At 67.0% G+C, this 18195-nt stretch carries 16 protein-coding genes and 2 tRNA genes; 9 read left to right on the forward strand and 9 right to left on the reverse strand.

The features are described 5' to 3' along the window. Positions 1–3: 3 nt before the first annotated feature. The 3 genes from A5775_RS12260 (at position 4) to A5775_RS12270 (ending at position 3293) form a co-directional block, all read left to right on the forward strand. Positions 4–396, forward strand: coding sequence for a holo-ACP synthase (locus A5775_RS12260; RefSeq protein ID WP_067252363.1), 393 nt, complete (start codon positions 4–6; stop codon positions 394–396). 99 nt (positions 397–495) lie between these two features. Further along, a complete protein-coding gene (locus A5775_RS12265; RefSeq protein ID WP_067252365.1) occupies positions 496–1830 on the forward strand; it encodes a dipeptidase in 1335 nt (444 codons plus the stop codon). A gap of 92 nt (positions 1831–1922) precedes the next feature. Next, positions 1923–3293, forward strand: coding sequence for a cytochrome P450 (locus A5775_RS12270; protein ID WP_067252368.1), 1371 nt, complete (start codon positions 1923–1925; stop codon positions 3291–3293). On the opposite strand, the gene bcp is transcribed toward A5775_RS12270, so the two are convergent. After that, positions 3294–3767, reverse strand: coding sequence for a thioredoxin-dependent thiol peroxidase (gene bcp / locus A5775_RS12275; protein WP_067252492.1), 474 nt, complete (start codon positions 3765–3767; stop codon positions 3294–3296). Positions 3768–3871: 104 nt separating this feature from the next. Between bcp and A5775_RS12280 the strand changes: the two genes are divergently transcribed. Beyond that, on the forward strand, positions 3872–4099 hold the full coding sequence (locus tag A5775_RS12280) for a DUF3618 domain-containing protein (RefSeq protein WP_067252494.1): 228 nt from the start codon (positions 3872–3874) through the stop codon (positions 4097–4099). Here the strand turns inward: A5775_RS12280 and A5775_RS12285 are convergent. The 4 genes from A5775_RS12285 to A5775_RS12300 all read right to left on the reverse strand — a co-directional run bounded on the left by A5775_RS12285 (position 4086) and on the right by A5775_RS12300 (position 7908). Then, positions 4086–5825, reverse strand: a complete 1740-nt coding sequence (locus A5775_RS12285; protein ID WP_067252370.1) for a DUF3556 domain-containing protein — start codon at positions 5823–5825, stop codon at positions 4086–4088. The two genes, A5775_RS12280 and A5775_RS12285, sit on opposite strands and share 14 nt — an antisense overlap. 146 nt (positions 5826–5971) lie before the next feature. Further along, the gene (locus tag A5775_RS12290) at positions 5972–6238 is read right to left on the reverse strand and encodes a hypothetical protein (RefSeq protein ID WP_067252373.1); all 267 of its coding nucleotides are present in this window, start codon (positions 6236–6238) and stop codon (positions 5972–5974) included. Between the two features lie 143 nt (positions 6239–6381). Then, a tRNA-Lys gene (locus tag A5775_RS12295) sits at positions 6382–6454 on the reverse strand. 215 nt (positions 6455–6669) lie between these two features. Continuing rightward, positions 6670–7908: a GNAT family N-acetyltransferase gene (locus A5775_RS12300; protein WP_067252375.1), complete on the reverse strand. Its 1239-nt coding sequence runs from the start codon at positions 7906–7908 to the stop codon at positions 6670–6672. A gap of 207 nt (positions 7909–8115) precedes the next feature. On the opposite strand from A5775_RS12300, the gene A5775_RS12305 reads away from it, so the two are divergent. The 3 genes from A5775_RS12305 (at position 8116) to A5775_RS12315 (ending at position 12827) form a co-directional block, all read left to right on the forward strand. Then, positions 8116–10482 (forward strand): MMPL family transporter, encoded by a 2367-nt coding sequence (locus tag A5775_RS12305; RefSeq protein ID WP_067252378.1) that lies wholly within the window; start codon positions 8116–8118, stop codon positions 10480–10482. Positions 10483–10560: 78 nt separating this feature from the next. Further along, positions 10561–11460 (forward strand): DMT family transporter, encoded by a 900-nt coding sequence (locus tag A5775_RS12310; protein WP_067252381.1) that lies wholly within the window; start codon positions 10561–10563, stop codon positions 11458–11460. 155 nt (positions 11461–11615) lie between these two features. Further along, positions 11616–12827 carry an Ig-like domain-containing protein gene (locus A5775_RS12315; RefSeq protein ID WP_067252383.1) on the forward strand — a complete coding sequence of 404 codons (1212 nt, stop codon included), beginning with the start codon at positions 11616–11618 and terminating at the stop codon, positions 12825–12827. A gap of 9 nt (positions 12828–12836) precedes the next feature. On the opposite strand, the gene A5775_RS12320 is transcribed toward A5775_RS12315, so the two are convergent. The 3 genes from A5775_RS12320 to orn form a co-directional block, all read right to left on the reverse strand. Continuing rightward, entirely contained in the window at positions 12837–13175 is a 339-nt protein-coding gene (locus A5775_RS12320) for a hypothetical protein (protein WP_067252386.1), read from the reverse strand. Between the two features lie 159 nt (positions 13176–13334). Beyond that, positions 13335–13410 (reverse strand) — tRNA-His (locus A5775_RS12325). A gap of 48 nt (positions 13411–13458) precedes the next feature. Beyond that, on the reverse strand, positions 13459–14106 hold the full coding sequence (gene orn, locus A5775_RS12330; RefSeq protein WP_067252389.1) for an oligoribonuclease: 648 nt from the start codon (positions 14104–14106) through the stop codon (positions 13459–13461). Positions 14107–14305: 199 nt separating this feature from the next. Between orn and A5775_RS12335 the strand changes: the two genes are divergently transcribed. Next, positions 14306–15862, forward strand: coding sequence for a helicase HerA-like domain-containing protein (locus A5775_RS12335; protein WP_067252391.1), 1557 nt, complete (start codon positions 14306–14308; stop codon positions 15860–15862). A gap of 107 nt (positions 15863–15969) precedes the next feature. Here A5775_RS12335 and cmrA read toward each other — a convergent pair whose 3' ends face one another. Beyond that, positions 15970–16776 (reverse strand): mycolate reductase, encoded by an 807-nt coding sequence (cmrA, locus tag A5775_RS12340; protein ID WP_067252393.1) that lies wholly within the window; start codon positions 16774–16776, stop codon positions 15970–15972. A 68-nt stretch (positions 16777–16844) separates the two neighbouring features. Here cmrA and A5775_RS12345 point away from each other — a divergent pair, with 68 nt between their 5' ends. After that, positions 16845–18191: an MFS transporter gene (locus A5775_RS12345; RefSeq protein ID WP_067252395.1), complete on the forward strand. Its 1347-nt coding sequence runs from the start codon at positions 16845–16847 to the stop codon at positions 18189–18191. Positions 18192–18195: the final 4 nt, after the last annotated feature.

Consider the following 18195-nt stretch of genomic DNA (forward strand, 5'->3'; position numbering starts at 1 on the left):
TGCGTGGCGATCGTCGGAGTAGGCATCGATCTCGTGTCCATTCCTGATTTCGCCGAGCAGGTCGACCAGCCGGGAACTGTCTTCGCCGAGACGTTCACCCCGGGTGAGCGCCGCGACGCCTCGGACAAGAGTTCGTCGGCGGCGCGTCACCTCGCGGCCCGCTGGGCCGCCAAGGAGGCGGTGATCAAGGCCTGGTCGGGGTCTCGGTTCGCGCAGCGGCCCGTGCTGCCCGAGGACATCCACCGCGACATTGAGGTGGTCACCGACATGTGGGGGCGGCCCCGGGTGCGATTGAGCGGCGACATCGCCAAACACCTGGCCGATGTGATCATTCACGTCTCGCTGACGCACGAGGGGGGCACCGCCGCCGCGGTGGCCATCCTGGAGACGACGTAGGCGCCTACCGCTGTCACCGAGTGTGGGCCCCATGAACGAATTCACGCCGGTTTTCGTACCTAGCCCTCACACTCGACGGCGTGCGCGTAGGAGGAAGACATGAGCGATCTGGCTGAGCGCGTCCGCGCGGTGCTGCCGTCGGTGCGGCGCGACCTGGAAGACCTGGTGCGCATCGAATCCGTGTGGGCCGACCCCGGCCGCCGGTCCGAGGTGCACCGCAGCGCCCAGGCGGTGGCGGATCTGTTGTCCCAGGCCGGTTTCGGCGATGTGCAGATCGTCAGCGAGGGCGGAGCGCCCGCGGTCATCGCGCGCCATCCCGCACCGCCCGGCGCGCCGACCGTGCTGCTGTACGCCCACCACGATGTGCAGCCCGAGGGCGACCGCGGCCAGTGGACGTCGCCACCGTTCGAGCCCACCGAACGTGACGGGCGGCTCTACGGCCGCGGCAGCGCCGACGACAAGGCCGGTATCGCAACGCATTTGGCGGCCTTTCGGGCGCACGGCGGCCGGCCGCCCGTCGGTGTGACGGTTTTCGTCGAAGGCGAAGAGGAATCCGGTTCGCCCTCGCTTGCCCAATTGCTTGCCGCCCACCGGGATACGCTGGCCGCCGACGTGATCGTCATCGCCGACTCGGACAACTGGAGCGCCGACACCCCGGCGCTGACCGTGTCGCTGCGCGGCTTGGTCGACTGCGTGGTCGAGGTCGCGACCCTCGACCACGGGCTGCACTCTGGACTATGGGGCGGGGTGGTGCCCGACGCGCTCACCGTCCTGGTGCGCCTGCTGGCCAGCCTGCACGACGACGACGGCAACGTGGCCGTGGCAGGCCTGCACGAAACGGACATCGCCGCGCTGAACTACCCCGACTACCCGCCCGAGCGGGTCCGCGCCGACTCCGGTCTGCTCGAGGGAGTGTCCGAGATCGGCTCGGGCTCCGTGCCGCAGCGGCTGTGGGCCAAACCCGCTTTGACGGTCATCGGCATCGACACCACCCCCATCGAGAAGGCGTCGAACACGCTGATCCCGCGGGCGCGGGCCAAGATCAGCATGCGCGTGGCACCCGGCGGCAACGCCGCCGCGCACCTGGACGCCTTGACCGACCACCTGCAAAGCCGCGCCCCCTGGGGCGCGCACGTCAGCGTCACCCGCGGCGACATCGGCGAGCCGTACGCCATCGAGGCCAGCGGCGATGTCTACGACGCGGCCCGCGCGGCGTTCCGGCGGGCGTGGGATGCCGAGCCCATCGACATGGGCATGGGCGGCTCGATCCCGTTCATCGCGGAGTTCGCTGCCGCCTTTCCGCAGGCGAAGATCCTGGTCACCGGCGTGGAGGACCCGGGGACCCAGGCACACAGCATCAACGAGAGCCTGCACCTGGGGGTGCTGGAGCGCGCGGCGATCAGCGAGGCGCTGTTGCTGGCCAACCTGGCCTAGGGGAAAACTCGCCCGCCGGAATGCTTAACGAGACCGACAGTCTCGCCGCATACTCCTTCTATAGGCAGCCACTCGTCCGCAGGAGACGCACCGTGAGTACGGAAGACACCCTGACCGGCACCACGCACACCAAGAACAACCGTTACCACTTCGATCGCCACACCCCGGAGTACCGCGAGCGGTTCACCGCGATCACCGAGGAGATGCACGCCAGGTGCCCGGTGGCGTGGACCGACACCTACGACGGGCATTGGGTGGCGGCGGGCAGCCGGGAAGTCTTCGAGCTCGCTCGATGCCCGCACGTGTCCAACGACCACGACGTGACCGGCGAAGGCACCGGCTACAAAGGCATCACCATTCCCACGCTGCCGCAGGGCACCGGCGTCCGCGGCGGAATGCTCGAGATGGACGAACCAGAGCACTCCGCCTACCGCAGCATCCTCAACCCCTACATGTCGCCGGCAGCCATCAAGCGCTGGAAGCCGTTTGTCGACGAGATCGTGCGGGCGAGCATCGACGAGAAGATCGAAGCCGGGCGGATCGACTTCGTCGACGATCTCGCGAACGTGGTGCCCGCCGTCCTGACACTGGCGATCATGGGCGTTCCGCTGAAGAAGTGGCAGCTCTATTGCGAGCCGGCCCACGCCAATGTTTATACTCCCGCCGATTCCCCGGACGCCCCAAGGGTTTTGGAGCAGACGATGGCGATGGGGATGGACCTGTTCAACCACCTCCTCGAGATTCGCGAGAACCCGCGACCCGGAATTGTGGACGCTTTAGCGAGGCTGAAGATCGACGGCGAACCCGCCCCCGACGCCGAATTGCTCGGAATGCTCGGCCTGATCATCGGCGGAGGTTTCGACACGACGACGGCGTTGACCGCGCACGCACTCGAATGGCTAGGCGAAAATCCCGAGCAGCGCGAACTGCTGAGGCGGGAATCGGAAACGTTGCTCGCCTCGGCGACCGAGGAATTCCTGCGTTTCTTCACGCCCGCTCCAGGGGACGGTCGCACGATCGCCGCCGATCTCGAAATAGCGGGCACGCAGTTCAAGGAGGGCGATCGACTGTGGTTGTCCTGGGCGATGGCAAACCGCGATCCCGCGGTGTTCCCCGATCCGCATCGATTGGACCTCGGTCGTAAGAACAACCGGCACTTCAGCTTTGGGCTCGGCGTCCACCGCTGCATCGGCTCCAATGTCGCGCGGATTGTGTTCAAGTCGATGCTCACGGCGGTCCTCGAGCGGATGCCCGACTACCGCTGCGACCCCGACGGCACCGTGCACTATCCGACCATCGGCGTGATCCAGGGCATGCAGCACCTTCCCGCGACCTTCACCCCCGGCCGGCGGCTTGGCCCGGGGATCGACGAGACGCTGGAGAAGCTGCAGCGGGCTTGCGACGAACAGGGGATCGCGCGGCCGATCACCGAGTACACCGGGGCCGCCGTCATCGGCGACTGACTAGACCGACAGGTCGCGGCGCAGTTTGGCGACGTGGCCGGTGGCCTTGACGTTGTACTGCGCGACAGCGATCTTGCATTTCTCGTCGACCACGAACGTGGAGCGGATGACGCCCGTGACCGTCTTGCCGTACATCTGCTTTTCGCCGTAGGCGCCGTACGCCGTCAGCACCTTGCGGTCGGGATCGGACAGCAGCGGGAACGTCAGCCCCTCCGCGTCGCGGAACTTGGCGAGCTTCTCCGGCTTGTCGGGGGAGATCCCGATGACGTCGAGGCCGGCACCGCTGAGCTCGGCCAGGCTGTCCCGAAAATCGCACGCCTGCTTGGTGCACCCGGGAGTCGAGGCGGCCGGGTAGAAATACACGATGACCCGGCGCCCCTTGTAGTCGGCCAGCGATACCTTGTTGCCGTCGGCGTCGGGCAGGCTGAAAGAGGGCGCTTTGTCGCCCGGTGCAAGCCGCGTGGTCTCGGTCAAGGTGGGTCCCTTTCTGTTCACCGGAGCGTCGGGGTTACCGCCAGCTGATCTAGGGTAGTTCGGGCAGGTGCATGAGCCGGATAGTGGGCGACTTGGAGGACACAGTGGCGGACCGCGACCCCGAAGCCATCAAGCGAGACATCGACGTCGCCCGTGACCAGCTGGCGACCACCGTCGACTCCCTCGCCGAGCGGGCGAACCCGCGGCGCCTCGCCGACGACCTCAGAGCCCGGGTGATCGGGTTCGTGCAGAAACCTGTGGTGCTGGCGTCGCTGGCCGGGGTCGGGGCCCTCGTCGTGGTGGTGACGGTGCGTCGCGTCAGGAACCGCTGACGCGGTCGCTCTGGACGTACACCGGAATGTCGTCGGCCCAGGGCTGATTCACGACCATGTCGGCGACGTCGCAGTAGCCGCGTTCAAACTCGCCCGTCGCCGCGTCGACCAGCCGGTATTCCTGCCGTTGTCGGTGGAAGGGCTGGGCGTCGAGGATCACCACCCGCACCTCGCCGGGTTCGAATCCGCACCGTTGCTGCAGCGCCTCGATGAGGCACTCGTTGTGCATGTGCCCGTCGCCGAAGTTCCAGCCGAGCACCATTGAGCACAGGACTTCGCCCTCGCACAGGTTGTAGTCGTCCTCGTCGTGGTCGGCCATCGCGCGGTGCGCCAGGGTGAGCAGCGCGCGTCCGTGGGTGTTCATGCCGCGGAACGCGAGCGCGAGGTGCAGCGGGACCAGGGTTTCCTCTTTGCTGCCATACAACCGTTCGAGCTGCAGGTGCTGCATCGGGCCGAGCGCGCGGGAGCCGACCCGGAACTTCTCGTCGGCCGACGGGCGGACGCACCACAGCGTGGTGTCCCAGTTGCCGGCGTAGTAGCGCATGCCGGGCAGGAAGGAGACCTTGCGCGGGTAGAGGTTTCCCGCGACGACGGTCCCGGCGATCACCACGAACAGGATGGCGATCGGCCACGGGTTCGCGACGCTCGACAGACCCAGCTGCGCGTGCGTGACGAACAGCCACAGCACCCCGAAGATCATGAACACGTTCCATTCCAGCGGCACGCCCATCGGGAAGGCCAGCAGGATGTTGAGGTGGAACACGATCATCACGAACGCGGCCAGCGCCGTCGGCCAGCCGCCGTGGGAGAACAGCAGCGCCAGCGGTACCAGCCCTTCGACCGCGGTCGAGAAGTGGGCGATGAAGCCCGCCAGCGCGCTGGGCCGCAGGTCGTCGGGATAGCGCTTGAACATCGAGCGTTTGAGCGGCCCCGACGGGATGAACGGGTTATTCGCCAGCATCGTCGAGATCACGAACGGGAAGTGCTTGTTGAGCTTCGACGTCGCCGCGCCTAGCCAGATCACCATGAAGACGACCTTGGCGCCGACGACGATGTCCGCCCCGGCGAACAGAAACGTCAGCGCCAACGGTGCATACACCTCGCCGCGCGCCGCCAGGAAAATTACCTTGTCGCGCAAGCTGATTGCCGCCAGGACCGCCAGGATTGCGACGGTCTGCCACCGCGGTAACACGCCGATCGCCGCGTCCAGGGCGGGAATCGGGCCGGTGCCGTCGGACACCAGCGCGACCAGGAGCAGCACCAGCAAGACGCCGTAGAGCAACGCGTCGAAGGGAGTTCTGTTACTGCCCTTGGTCAGCGGCACCCGATCAGGCCAGGGCGGCAACCGGATGGTGCCCGGTCGCAGCCAGTACAGGATCGAACCCATCGGCGGGAAGTAGCGCCCGGCGAGCGGCCCAAAGCAGCATCCGAGCCCGACGACTTCGAACAGCATCGTGTAGAGCACGGCCTTCTGGAACACGATCGGCTCCGTCCACCAGGCGTCGACCTGGGTGAAGCTTCCGATACCCCGCGTCGACCACGCGAAGAGCCAGCCGCCCAGGATGTACAGCGCGATCTTCACGCCGTACATCACGTGCATCACCAGCGGGGTGCCGAACCCGTGCTGGGCGATGTGGCGCGCCATCGGGACGATCCGTTCGGCGCGTGGTCGTGCGCTCCACTCGGCCACGTCGACGACGGGCAGATTGGGCCGGATGAACCCCATCGCAGCTCCTTCGACGCAGCTTGTCTCAAAGGGACCCATCGGCGCTTCTCATACCGATCGGTGCCAGCAAGAAATTACCTGTACGAAAGGCTTTTGCGGGGGGATACGACGGCAACTGGCTTGCCGAGGCTGATCAGCCGCGCCGGCTACTCCCACCCGGGCGGGTCGTTTTCGGCCATGTACGCCTCCCACGCCGCGCGCCGCATCGCCCGCGTGTGCAGGTCCTGGCAGATCGCCTGCGCCTCGGCGGAGTCGGCTGCCCGGCCGAGATCGTGGTGCACGAGGCCGTCGTCGACCCGTTCGGCGCGGAAGCCGCCCGTGGAGACCGCGTGGACGCGGTATTCGCTGCGGTCATCGATGTTGGCGTGGAAGTGGCCCTCGTGGGGTTCGACCCACTTCAGCTCAGTTTTCACAGGTCCCCTTTGGAAAAACGGCGTCGCAGCGATGGTAAAGGCGTCGGGGGCCATTGGAAAGGGAGTCCCAAGACACTGGCGGCAATCCGCCGGCCAGTGCGGAATCGAAGGCGACGCCGAACAATGACATATTCGGTGAGCTGTGCGCCGTCAGGGTTTCGAACCCCGGACCCGCTGATTAAGAGTCAGCTGCTCTACCAACTGAGCTAACGGCGCTTGTGGTCGGCCGAGACCGCGTAGGCGACAATAACAGGCGTTCTGCCGCGGAGTGAAATCCCGACCGTCTCCCAGGATAGCTTGCCCGCACCTGGGCGAGGGTCACAGAGTTCGCCCTTGCCGGACCAGGCCGCCGCCTCGCCGGCGTCGACTTTGCGACGCGCGGTCGCGCACACCGACGAAATACACCGTCGCACAAGGGATTTACGCGATCATCACAAAACAGTCCCGCAGAAAGGTGCCCGGTCGGTGCCGAACGCCGCGTCCAGCTCACCCAACGCGCCGGTGCGCACCTCGGTGATGCGGCCGGCCCGAGCAAGCTGGGAAGCCCGGTGCGCCCCCATGTAGATGGTGGCCAGGTCGGCCAGCCCGATCTCGATGTCCGCCGGCCCGTCGTGGGGCGTGCACTTCCCGGCGCCACCGCGAGTCTGCAGCTGAAACCGTCCACCCGCGAGCTGAAGCGGGTCGGTGACCTCCAGCACGATGTCGGCATCGGCGGTGTAGGTGCGGGCACCCAGCACCTCGGGGACGTCGTTGATCCGCACCCAGAGGAAATCGCTCACACCCTTGACCTCCGCGGCGCGTTGATCGGTGAGTTTGAGCGGAAGCGGGTCGTCGCCCGGCACGTCGATCTCTATGCGGTAGAACATCTCCAGCACCAACAGCGTCTGCAGCAGCTCACTGTGAGCTTCATCGGTGACGGGGCAGAAGTCCTCGACGACCACCGTGCCCAGGGGCGGGCGGAACGCATGCTGTTGCGACCCGACGACCCGATACGTCAGGAAGCCATCGGGATGGATCGTGTAATGCAGCGCCGACCCGTTGCCCCGCTGGGTTTCCCTGTCGTCCATGTAGTCGGTCCACCACGCGTCGTCCCGGGTGATCGCGCCATTGGTTGCGGCACACCATCGTTCGTAAATTTCGGGCAGGTGACGTTTCGCCTCAGCGGCGTTGACCTCGCGCGCCCGGATGCCGGCCGGCGCGGCCCGCAGCTTCGCGAAGCGGCGGTCGATCGAATAGGTGTGGCTATAGCTGGCCACCCCGGCGCCGAAGCCGTCGTACATCGCTGTCTGCGTCGGAACGCCGCACACGATGGGATAGCCGCGGTCCAACAGGATTCCGAGTCCCTTCGCGCTGAGCTGGGCCCAAAGTCCCTTACCCTGATGCGTTGACGCGACGGCGATCATCGTCAGCCACGCGGCTCGCAGGTTCGCGCCACCCGGCACGGTGAGCTGCGCGCGGTAGATGATCGACGTTCCCACCAGAAACGGACGCTCGGGATCGGAGACGTCCTCGGCGATGAGAATGTCGTCGAGGCTGACCCGGCGTTTCCACGCTTCGAGATCCTCCGGGCCCACCGGATCGCCGAACGTGCGGGCCTGATTTTCAAAGACAGCCTGCCAGTCCTCTTCGGTTGGATGCCGAATGTTGGTGCCGTCGTCCGTCGCGTTCATTTGCACATCCAATCCGCTTGTAGCCCAGGCAAACCGGCACTGCGCACACCGAATCCACGTGCTAAGTGTGCTTTTACGTCCGATACCCGGGTACCAGAAGGTCAAACCTCAAGGGCCGGCCATTCGAACACCGATGCAACCCGGCCCCACCCGGACAATCGGTGTTGAGGCGGGTCAAAAGGCGTCGTTTCGGGTAGGCGATACGCCATGCTGCAGGTAATCACCCGGCTTGCCATCGCCGCGCCGCGCCGCATCATCGGGATCGCCTTCCTGGTGCTGGTGGGGGCGGCGATCTTCGGGCTTCCGGTGGTCAACAGCCTTTCCGGCGGCGGCTTCCAGGACCCGACGTCGGAGTCCGCGCGGGCGACCGAGGTCCTGCGCGACAAGTTCAACCAAACCGATCAGCAGATGCTGGTCGTGGTGACGGCTCCCGACGGCGTCCGCAGCGATCAGGCGCGCCGGGTCGCCACCGACATCGTGGACCAGCTGAAACGATCGCCGTGGGTGCTCAATGTGTCCTCAGCGTGGACCATGCCACCCGATCGGCAGCAGGCCGCGGCCCAGCTGGTCAGCAAGGACAACAAATCCGGGATGATCGTCGCCGGCCTGAAAGGCGGCGAGAACGACGCGCAGAAGTACGCCAGCACGCTCACCGAGAACCTGGTGCACGATCGCGACGGCGTCACCGTGCGGGCCGGGGGCATGGCCGTGGCATACGCGCAGATCAACGGCCAGAACCAGCGGGATCTGCTGTTGATGGAGTCCATCGCGATTCCGCTGAGCTTCGCGGTCCTGGTCTGGGTGCTCGGAGGTGTGGTCGCGGCGACGCTACCGATCGTCCTTGGCCTCTTGGCCATCGTCGGCACCATGTCGGTGTTGCGGTTGCTCACGTTTGCCACCGACGTGTCGACGTACGCCCTGGACCTGAGCATCGCCATGGGCCTGGCCCTGGCCATCGACTACAACCTGCTGATCATCACCCGCTACCGCGAGGAGTTGGCCCGCACCGAGGACCGGGACCGGGCGCTCTACCGCACCATGGCCACCGCCGGGCGGACCGTGCTGTTCTCGGCCACGACCGTCGGGCTGTCGATGGCGGTGATGGCGCTGTTCCCGATGTATTTCTTGAAATCGTCGGCCTACACGATCGTGGTCACCGCGATCATCGTGGCGATCGCCGCGGTGGTGGTCACGCCGGCGGCGATCGTGCTGTTGGGGCCGCGGCTGCATGTGCTGGACGCCCGACGGGTGATGCATCGCATCCTGCACGGGCAGCGGTCGTTCCGCGACTACGCGCACCAGCCGCTCGAGGCGCAGTTCTGGTACCGGTCCACCCGGTACGTGCTGCGCCACGCCATGCCGGTCGGCCTGAGCGTCGTCGCGCTGCTGCTGTTGCTGGGGGCGCCGTTCCTGGGCGTGAAGTGGGGCTTCCCGGACGAGCGCGTGCTCCCCGAATCCGCGTCGGCGCGCCAGGTCGCCGACATGCTGGACAACGACTTCGCGAACGGGTTCGGCACCGGGGTGTCCGTCGTCGTGCCCGACGCCCGCGGCGTGACCCCCGCCGACCTGCAGCGGTACGCCGCCGAGCTGTCGCGCGTGCCCGACGTGTCCGCGGTCAGCGCACCGGCCGGGACGTTCGCCGGTGGGAATCGGCTGGGGCCGCCCGTCGGGCCCACTGGCGTGGCCAACGGCAGCGCGTTCTTGACGGTCTCCACCACCGCGCCGCTGTATTCGCAGGCCTCGAACACCCAACTCGACCGATTGCATCAGGTCGCGGGCCCGGCCGGGCGTTCGGTGGAGATGACCGGGCTGGCGCAGATCAACCGCGACAGCGTCGACGCGATCACGAAGCGACTGCCGATCGTGTTCGGTCTGATCACCGTTATCACGTTCGCGCTGCTGTTCTTGCTGACCGGCAGCGCGGTGCTGCCGCTGCAGGCGCTGGTGTGCAACGTGTTGTCGCTGACCGCGGCGTTCGGCGCGATGGTGTGGATCTTCCAAGACGGTCACCTGGGCGCCCTGGGGACCACCCCCAACGGGACCTTGAACGCGAACATCCCCGTGCTGCTGTTCTGCATCGCCTTCGGGCTGGCCATGGATTACGAGGTGTTTCTTGTCTCGCGCATCCACGAGTACTGGCTGGCCTCGCAGGCCATCCGGGAGACGCCGCCGACCGCGGCCGAGGCCCGCGCGGCCACCGCCGAGAGCACCGCGCTGGGCATCGCCGGCATCGGCCGGGTCGTCACGACCGCCGCAGTGGTGATGTCGATTTCGTTCGCCGCGCTGATCCCGGCACACGTGTCGTTCATGCGCATGCTGGGTTTGGGCCTCACGCTCGGCGTGCTCGTCGACGCCACCCTGGTGCGCATGGTTCTGGTTCCCGCGTTCATCCACCTGCTGGGCCGCTGGACGTGGTGGGCACCCCGACCCTTGGTCCGGTTGCGGGAACGGTCCGCGACCGGCGAGGACGGCGAGATCGCGGTGGGGCGGGGCCGCTGGGTTCGCGACGCACCCAACGCAGGGCGGGCATTGATCAGAAGGTGGCCCACCAAGGCCACGACCGGGCGCGGTTGACATGACGACTTACGTTGTGAGGCGTCGTCTTTCGATTAGCCCCGTGTCACCAGTGCCGGACAGGACGGAGAAATCCCCATGGGCCGAACGGATATCGCCGCTCTCCTCGCGTTGAGTGCCGCGCTGTGCATTGCCACGGGCGACGTGCTGCAGCAACGCGCGGCGCAGCGCATCACCGACCGGGTGGGCTCCGTCGAATTGTTCGCCAATTTGCTTCGCAGCCAGCGGTGGTGGTGGGGCACGCTGCTGTTGGCGGCGAGCATCGCGTTGCAAGTGGCGGCCCTGGGCGAAGGGTCGGTGTTACTGGTCCAGGCGCTGCTGATGTTTTCGGTGCTGTTCGCGTTGCCCCTCGACGCCAGGTTGTCGCACCGCGCCGTCACCGGCGGCGAATGGGTGTGGGCCGCGCTGTTGACGGCCGCGGTGACAGTGGTGGTCGTCGTCGGCAATCCGCAAGCCGGTCATAGCGGCGCATCGCTGAGAATCTGGGCGTTGGTGGCCATCGTCTTGGGGCCGCTCCTGATCGGCTGTGTGGTGGCCGGCCGCATTCGGGGCGGCGCGGTGGCCGCCGTGCTGTTCGCCTTCGTGTCGGGGGCGCTGTGGGGCGTCTTTGCGGCGCTCACCAGGGAGGTCGTCGCGCGGCTCGGCGACGGCGTGGCGGTGGTGACTCGGACCCCCGAGCTGTATGCCTGCATCCTGGTCGCGCTGGGTGGTGTGGTGTGGAGCCAGGCGGCATTTCGGGCCGGGCCGCTGACCGCGTCCATGCCCACCCTGCAGATGTCACAGCCGGTCGTCGCGGCGGTGCTGGGCGTCGTCGTCCTGGGCGAGACGCTGAACACCGGTCGCGCCGGGTTGATCGCGTTGGCGGCGGCCGCGGTGGTGATGACCGCGGCCATCATCAAACTCGCCCGCGTCGAGGCCGGCGCGACCCGCGACAGGGTCGAGGCGCGGCGTCACGAGGAAGCCGGCCAGCCTGCGTAGTGGGCCTACCGTGACGCCGCTGACCTTGCCTGAGTGACGAACTCATTGCGGCGGAGACACCGATCGGCCGCCCGGGCCGGTGTGGGCGTGTGGAGCCGGCAAAACCCTTTAGAATGCCTGCAGCTAGGTCAGCGGTGACCGACTTCAAGAATTGAATGGAAGGTCGCTGGATGACGCCTTTGCGGGTACGCCGATCGTGGCTGGCAGCCGCGGTCGTCACGGTTGCTGTGTTTGCGGTCGCCTGCGGTGGCGACCACACAGCCGCGCCGGCGAAGGTCATCTTCGACAAGGGCACCCCGTTCGCCGACCTGCTGGTCCCCAAGCTCACCTCGTCGGTGACTGACGGCGCCGTCGGCGTGACGGTCGATGCACCGGTGACGGTGAGCGTCGCCAACGGCGTGCTTGCGTCGGTCACCATGGTCAACGAAAACGGCAGGTCGATCAGCGGGAAGCTGAGCCCCGACGCGCTGCGCTGGTCCACCACCGAGCAGCTCGGCTACAACAGGCGCTACACGCTGAATGTCAAGGCGACCGGGCTGGGCGGCGCGACCAACAAGCAGATGACCTTCGCGACCAGTTCACCGGCCCACCTGACCATGCCCTACGTCAGCCCGGTCGACGGCGAGGTGGTGGGCATCGGCGAGCCGGTGGCGATCCGCTTCGACGAGAACATCGCGGACCGGGCCGCGGCCCAGAAAGCCATCGCCATCACCACGAACCCGCCGGTGGAGGGTGCGTTCTACTGGCTCACCAATCGCGAAGTGCGTTGGCGCCCAGAACATTTCTGGAAGCCGGGGACCGCCATCGACGTGGCTGTCAACACCTACGGGGTGGATCTGGGCGACGGGATGTTCGGTGAGGACAACGTCAAGACGCACTTCATCATTGGTGACGAGGTGATTTCGACCGCCGACGACACCACGAAGACGGTGACCGTGCGGGTCAACGGTGACGTCGTCAAGACCATGCCGACGTCGATGGGCAAGGACAGCACGCCAACGGCCAACGGCGTCTACATCATTGGTGCGCGGTTCAAACACATGATCATGGATTCCTCGACCTATGGGGTTCCGGTCAACTCGCCCAACGGATATCGCACCGAAGTCGACTGGGCCACCCAGATGTCCTATAGCGGAGTCTTTGTGCACTCCGCGCCGTGGTCGGTCGGCGCCCAAGGCCACACCAACACCAGCCACGGATGCCTGAATGTCAGTCCCAGCAATGCCGAATGGTTCTACGACCACAGCAAAAGCGGTGACATCGTCGAGGTGGTGCACACCGTGGGGCCGACGCTGCCGGGCACCGAGGGGCTGGGCGACTGGAACATCCCGTGGCCACAGTGGAAGGCGGGCAACGCCAATACCTGACCGGATCGGTCAGTCGATCTTGTGCCAGCTCCCGCAACTTCGGGTCATGAACGCGGTGTCGGTCGGCATGATCCGAACCACCTGAGGGCCGTCGCCGACGTTGTTGTCGATGATGTCGTTGGTGTCGAAACTGCGCAGTCTCGCCCAATAGCAGCCGTATTTGCCGCCGTCGGTGCGATAGGTGCCCGCCGCGATCTCCTTGTTGACGATGTAGGTGCCGTTGGCCTCGATGGACGTCTTCGGTCCCGGCGGTGGCGGCGGGGTGACGGTCTTCGTCACCGTTTTGGTTTCCGCCGGCCGCGTCGATATGACCGTAGTCGCCGTGTGGCTCGACCCGCCGCAGCCCATCAGCAACAGCGCCAGCGCTGCGACGGCGGCTTTGGTTGCTCGCGTCGTGGGCGAGGCGCGGCGTTGTCTGTTCAAGGCTTTCCACTCACGGGTGCAACAGCGGTGCGCGGAGTCGCTACCACCGTAAAAGGTCAGGGAGCGGTGATGCTCCCTGACCAGTGGGGTGAGTGACGGGACTCGAACCCGCGACATTCAGGATCACAACCTGACGCTCTACCAACTGAACTACACCCACCACGGCTGTGTGCCGGCCGCAGGCCCGCACGAGCAGCGACTGTTGATACTAGCGGCTCGGCGGCGCGCTGGCCGAATCGCTTGGTCCCGGTGCGTCTTTTCCGCCGTCCAGGGCGGCGACCACCGCCTCGATTTCGCTGGTAGGTGGGCCCGGCGGGGAGACGAACGCGGTGCGCCGATAGAACTGCAATTCGCGGATAGATTCATGGATGTCGGCCAGCGCGCGGTGGGCGAGTCCCTTCACCGGCTGGCCGAAGTAGATCCGCGGGTACCAGCGCCGGCAGAGCTCTTTGATCGAACTCACATCGATCATGCGGTAGTGCAGAAACGTGTCCAGGGCGGACATGTCGCGCACGATGAACGCGCGATCGGTGGCGATCGAGTTTCCGGCCAGCGGCGCCGTCTTGGGTTGCTTGACGTGTTGGCCGATGTAGTCGAGCACCATCGCCTCGGCGGTTGCCAGGTCGACGGTGGATGCCCGCACCTCGTCGATCAGCCCGGAGCGCGAGTGCATTTCGGTCACCACGTCACCCATCGCCGAGAGGGCGGCGTCGTCGGCGTGGATCACCACGTCCACGCCGTCGCCGAGGATGTTCAGATCGGCGTCGGTGACCAGCGCCGCGATCTCGATCAGCTTGTCCGAACCGAGATCGAGTCCGGTCATCTCGCAGTCGATCCACACCAATTCGTCTCGCACAGCGCTCAGACTAGTGGCGATCGCAAGTGCGGCGGAGCCGGGCGCGGCGGGTCGCCACCATCGGACTAGTGGCGATCGCAAGTGCGGCGGAGCCGGGCGCGGGCGTCAACCCTGGGCCTCGCCCCCGAATCCGCCCGAGAAGTAGGGTGAGCGTGGTCGAACTGCATGCCGAATCACTGGGGAAGAGGGGCGCAGCACGATGAGCACCGATTCAGCGGCGACGCCGGCGAGCCGGATCGCGGATGGGTACGCGGTCGACGGCCAGGCACTGGAATTGGGCACCGTCGTGGTCGACGGCGCCGCCGACCCGACGGCGCAGATCCGCATTCCGCTGGCGACCGTGAACAGGCACGGCCTGGTGGCCGGCGCGACGGGTACCGGCAAGACCAAGACGCTGCAGCTGATCGCCGAACAGCTCAGCGCCGCGGGTGTACCGGTGCTGATGGCCGACGTGAAGGGCGACCTGTCCGGGCTGTCGAAACCGGGGGAGGGCAACGACAGGACGGCCGCACGCGCCAAGGACACCGGCGACAATTGGACCGGGACGGGATTCCCGGTGGAATTCCTCTCGCTGGGTGTCGGCGGGCTCGGTGTGCCGGTTCGGGCCACCGTCACCAGTTTCGGTCCGGTCCTGCTATCAAAGGTGTTGGGGCTCAATGCTACTCAAGAGTCGACGCTGGGCCTGATCTTCCACTGGGCCAAGGGAAAGAATTACCAGCTGGTCACCCTGGAAAACCTTCGTGCTGCCATCACCCACCTGGCCAGTGACGAGGGCAAGGAAGATCTGAAATCCCTTGGCGGAGTGTCGTCCACAACAGCGGGCGTCATCCTGCGCGCGCTGGTGAACCTGGCGGGCGAGGGCGGCGACACGTTCTTCGGTGAGCCGAAGCTCGACCCGCAGGACCTGCTGCGCGTCGACCAGGGCCGCGGCATCATCTCGCTGCTGGAGTTCGGCGGCCAGTCGTTGCGCCCGGTCATCTTCTCCACCTTCCTGATGTGGTTGCTGGCCGACCTGTTCACCGTCCTGCCCGAGGTCGGCGACGTGGACAAGCCGAAGCTGGTCTTCTTCTTCGACGAGGCGCACCTGTTGTTCGCCGATGCGTCGAAGGCCTTCCTCGAGCAGGTCGAGCAGACCGTGAAACTGATCCGCTCGAAGGGCGTCGGGGTGTTCTTCTGCACCCAGTTGCCCACCGATCTGCCCAACGACGTGCTGTCCCAGTTGGGCGCGCGGATTCAGCACGCGCTGCGGGCGTTCACTCCCGACGACCAGAAGGCGCTGTCCAAGACGGTGCGCACCTACCCGAAAACCGATGTCTACGACCTGGAGTCGGCGTTGACGTCGCTGGGGATCGGTGAGGCCGTCGTGACCGTGCTGTCCGAGAAAGGCTCGCCCACCCCGGTCGCGTGGACACGGATGCGGGTGCCACGCTCGTTGATGGCGTCGATCGGCAACGACGCGATCGAGGCTGCGGCGAAAGACAGCCCGCTGCAGGCGAAATACGGCGAAACGGTCCAACAACCGGCACAACCGTCGGCCCCACCGGCCCCGCCCGCCTCGCCGCCGCAAGCCCAGTCCGACTACCCGCCCGTCCCCGCAAACGACCCGGTCCCGCCGATGCCGGAGCCGGTGGAGCCGCGGGGTCCGTCGATGTGGGAGGAAGTGCTGCAGAACCCGACGGTGAAAAGCGGCATCAACACGGCGATACGCGAAGCGGTGAAAGGCATTTTCGGCACCGGCCGTCGCCGCCGGAAGTAGCGCGGGCGGTGCGTCGCGAGTGTAACCGGGCTGCGAAAATCCGGGCCTCAACTCGCAGCCACGTTACGCTCGCGAGCGAAGGGCACTCGCCCCCGCCGCCCCAGCGCTTACCCGCCGCCGAGCTTTTTGTAGAACGCGCCCACGATGGGCGACACGATGGCGCGCGGGGCGTAGCCGCTCGCCACCGACATGGCCTTGGACGTCAGGCCTGGAACGACGCGCATCTTGTTGCGGCCCAACGCATCCAGCGACACTCGAGCGGTGTGTTCCGTCGAGATCCACAGGAAGTCGGGCACCAGCCGCTCGACGATCGACGCTTCGGTGTCGGCGGGCAGGTCGGTGCGGACCGGGCCGGGCGCCAGCAGCGTCACGTTCACGCCGGACCCGCGCAGTTCACCGCGCAGTGATTCGGTGAAGGTATTCACGAACGCCTTGGTGGCGGCGTAGGTGGCGTTGTAGGGGATCGGCGAATTGCCGGCCGCCGAACCGGAAATCAGGATGCCTCCGGCCTTGCGCTCGACCATGCCGAGTAACACCGCCAACGTAAGATCGTGCACCCCTAGGACATTCAGCTGCAATTGCGCCTTCTCGCCGGCCGGATCGAGCGTGGCCACCGGACCGAACGTCGCGGTACCCGCGTTGGCGCACAGGATCGAGATCGGGCGGGCGGCCAGCTCGTCGCACAGTTTCGCGCGGTCGCCCGGGTCGGCCAGATCGGCGGGCCGCACCTCGACGGTGACGCGATACTTCTCGGTCAGGCGGGCGGCCAGACCCTTGAGCAGATCCTCGCGTCGCGCGGTGACGATCAGATCGTGTCCGCGGGCGGCAAGTTCGGTGGCCAGCGCTTCACCGATGTTCTGCGAAGCTCCGGTGACAACGGCGCGCGCCTCGGGGCTTGGAGCGGGTATCGGCATGCGCCAATCGTAGACAGCCGGCGAATCGCAATCCGCGGGTGATCGCAGGCGCCGCTAGAGTGCCGGGCATGAGTCAGCCGGAGTTGCGTTCCGCCGCCCCCGTGCGATCTCGCGTGGTGGCGTGGGCGCTCTGGGACTGCGGCTCGACCGGCCTGAACGCGATCGTGGCCACCTTCGTCTTCGCCGTGTATCTGACCAGCAGCGTCGGCGTGGGCATCGGGGGCAGCACCACGCCGGCGAGCTGGCTGGGCCGGGCCGCGGCCATCGCGGGGCTGACCGTCGCGGTGCTCGCGCCCGCCGTCGGCGTGTGGGTGGAGTCCCCGCATCGCAGGCGAGTGGCCCTGAGCGTGCTGACCGCCGCGGCCGTGACGCTGACCTGCTTGATGTTCTTCATCCGCGATCGGCCCGGCTACCTGTGGGCGGGTCTGGTGCTGCTGGGGGCGACGGCGGCCTGCGGGGACCTGGCCAGCGTCCCGTACAACGCCATGCTGCGCCAGCTTTCGACGCCACAGACGGCCGGCCGGATATCCGGATTCGGCTGGGCGGCGGGCTATGGCGGCAGCGTCCTGCTGTTGCTGGTGATCTACACCGGATTCATCTCCGGGTCGGGCTCGGGGCCGGGCGCGACGCGCGGACTGCTGCGAATTCCCTTGCAGGACGGGCTCTACGTCCGCGAGGCTATGTTGGTGGCCGCGGCCTGGCTGGCGGTGTTCGCGCTGCCATTGCTGTTCGTGGCGCAACGACTGAGCGACCCGGCCGAGGCGCATCAGCCCACCAGCATGTTGGGCGGTTACCGCAAGCTGTGGACCGAGGTCTCCGCGGAATGGCGCCGCGACCGCAACCTGGTGTACTTCCTGATCGCCAGCGCGCTGTTCCGGGACGGGCTGGCGGCGATCTTCGCCTTCGGCGCGGTGCTCGGCGTCAACGTCTACGGCATCTCCCAGGCGGACGTGCTGATTTTCGGGGTGGCGGCCTGCGTCGTCGCCGCGGTGGGCGCGGTGCTGGGCGGGTTCGTCGACCACCGGGTCGGATCGAAACCCGTCATCCTGGCCTCGCTGGCCGCGATCATCACCCTGGGACTGACGTTGATGGTCTCGTCCGGGCCGGTGGCCTTCTGGGTGTGCGGGCTGCTGCTGTGCATGTTCATCGGGCCGACGCAGTCGTCGTCGCGTGCCCTGTTGCTGCAGATGGCCAAGTACGGCAGGGAAGGCGTCGCCTTCGGCCTCTACACGATGACCGGGCGGGCGGTGGCGTTCCTGGCGCCGTGGCTGTTCTCGGTGTTCGTCGACGTCTTCGGCGCCGTGCGCGCCGGCCTCGGCGGGATCTCCCTGGTCCTGATCGCCGGGCTGCTGGCGATGCTTGTGGTCCGCGTTCCGCAGCGCGGCGAACCGGTCACCGAATCCTCGACGGCATGAGCGG

The sequence above is a fragment of the Mycobacterium sp. 852002-10029_SCH5224772 genome, from assembly GCF_001667315.1.
In the GTDB taxonomy this organism is placed as follows: domain Bacteria; phylum Actinomycetota; class Actinomycetes; order Mycobacteriales; family Mycobacteriaceae; genus Mycobacterium.